The organism is Bradyrhizobium sp., assembly GCF_028868675.1.
Taxonomy (GTDB): domain Bacteria; phylum Pseudomonadota; class Alphaproteobacteria; order Rhizobiales; family Xanthobacteraceae; genus Bradyrhizobium.
This window is the reverse complement of record NZ_JAGWUA010000368.1, coordinates 1-1,828: the sequence shown is the minus strand read 5'-3', so window position 1 is coordinate 1,828 and position 1,828 is coordinate 1. Positions and strand designations below refer to the sequence as shown.

Sequence of the window (1,828 nt, the reverse complement as noted above, 5' to 3'; positions counted from 1 at the left end):
TGGCCGACGGTGAAGGCGCATCTGGAATTTCAACTCGACGACAAGCCGCGTTGAGCGGGGCACTGGCGGGCAAGATGGACAGATTCGACTACGTGATCATCGGCGCGGGCTCGGCGGGATGCGTGCTCACGAACCGGCTGAGTGAGGATCCGAACACCACGATCTGCGTGCTGGAGGCGGGGCCGCGCGACTGGCATCCCTACATCCATCTGCCGGCCGGCTTCATCAAGACCTTCCACATGAAGAGCGTCAACTGGGCCTACCAGCAGGAGGTCGGGCCCTGGACCGGCGGCCGCAGCATCTACGCGCCGCGCGGCAAGACGCTCGGCGGCTCGTCCTCGATCAACGGCCACATCTACAATCGCGGCCAGAACCTCGACTTCGACACCTGGGCGCAGATGGGCAACCGCGGCTGGAGCTATGCCGACGTGCTGCCCTACTTCAAGCGGCTGGAGAAGCGGGTCGGCGCGGGCGACGACACCTATCGCGGCCGCGACGGCCGCCTCACCGTCACCACCATGGAATGGCGCGATCCGCTCTGCGAAGCCTTCATGGAAGGCGCGATTTCGCTCGGCATTCCCCGCAACCCCGACTACAACGGCGCCAAGCAGGAGGGCGTGTCCTACTGTCAGCGCACCATCGACAACGGCCTGCGCGTCTCCGGCTCGACCGCCTTTCTCAAGCCCGCGATGAAGCGGCCGAACGTGCATGTGCATACCCACGCGCACGCCACCGAGATCGTCTTCGAGGGCAAGCGCGCGGTCGGCGTGCGCTACATGAAGGGCGGCCGCAACGGCACGCCGGTCGAGGTGCGCGCCAACAAGGAAGTGATCCTGGCCGGCGGCACCTACAACTCGCCGCAGCTCTTGCAGCTCTCCGGCGTCGGCTCGCCCGACCTGCTGCAGGCCCACGGCATCGCGGTGCGCCATGCGCTGCCGGTTGGCGAGGGCCTGCAGGACCATTACGCGCCGCGCACGGTGGCGCGGGTCAAGGACATCAGGACCATCAACGAGCTCCGGCGCGGCCTGTCGCTGTGGGTCGAGGCACTGAAATGGGCGACGCAGCGGCGGGGGCTGCTGTCGCTGTCGCCGACCATGGTCTACTGCTTCTGGTATTCGGGCGAGAGCCCCGACCGTTCGGATCTGCAGCTCACCTTCACGCCCGCAAGCTACAAGGAAGGCGTGCAGGGCCAGCTCGAGGACGAGCCCGGCATGACCGTTGCGTCCTGGCAGCAGCGCCCGGAGAGCCGCGGCTATGTCCGGATCCGCTCCAACGATCCGTTCGCACCGCCGATCATCCAGACCAACTATCTCGACGCCGAGCTCGATCGCCGCGTCATCGTCGGCGGCATGAAGCTCGCGCGCCGCCTCCTGAAGTCGGCGCCGCTCGCGCAGTATTACGCCTACGAGGATTTCCCCGGCCCGAACGTCAACAGCGACGACGAGTTTTTGGCCGCCGCGACCCAGCGCGGCACCACCACCTTCCATCCCGGCTGCACCTGCCGGATGGGACCGGCGGAGTCCACCTGGGCGGTGGTCGACGATCAGCTCCGCGTCCACGGGCTCGAAGGCCTGCGCGTGATCGACGCCTCGGTGATGCCGCGCATGATCTCGGCCAACCTCAACGCGTCCACGATGATGATCGCGGATCGCGCCTCCGACCTGATCCGCGGCAAGAAGCCGCTGGAGGCGGCGAGCGTGCCGGAGAGCGCCGTAGCGTGAGAACTCCGTAGGGTGAGTGACGCAGACCCGCCCTCCGATTACGGGATCGGCGTCATCGGATCGAATGTGGTCCTGATCTCGTCGAGAACGGGCTCGGCCGTCTTGCC

The 1,828-nt window shown here is 67.2% G+C and carries 1 protein-coding gene; it reads left to right on the top strand.

Going from position 1 to position 1,828, the window contains the following annotated elements; translation table 11 throughout:
- Positions 1-74 precede the first annotated feature (74 nt).
- Positions 75-1,721, top strand: a complete 1,647-nt coding sequence (locus tag KGM94_RS25180; RefSeq protein WP_300265456.1) for a GMC family oxidoreductase N-terminal domain-containing protein — start codon at positions 75-77, stop codon at positions 1,719-1,721.
- The last annotated feature ends 107 nt before the right edge of the window (positions 1,722-1,828 follow it).

Bases quoted from the DNA above. Each gene is read 5' to 3' on its own strand.
- KGM94_RS25180 (WP_300265456.1), top strand. From the start codon at position 75: ATGGACAGATTCGACTACGTGATCATCGGCGCGGGCTCGGCGGGATGC.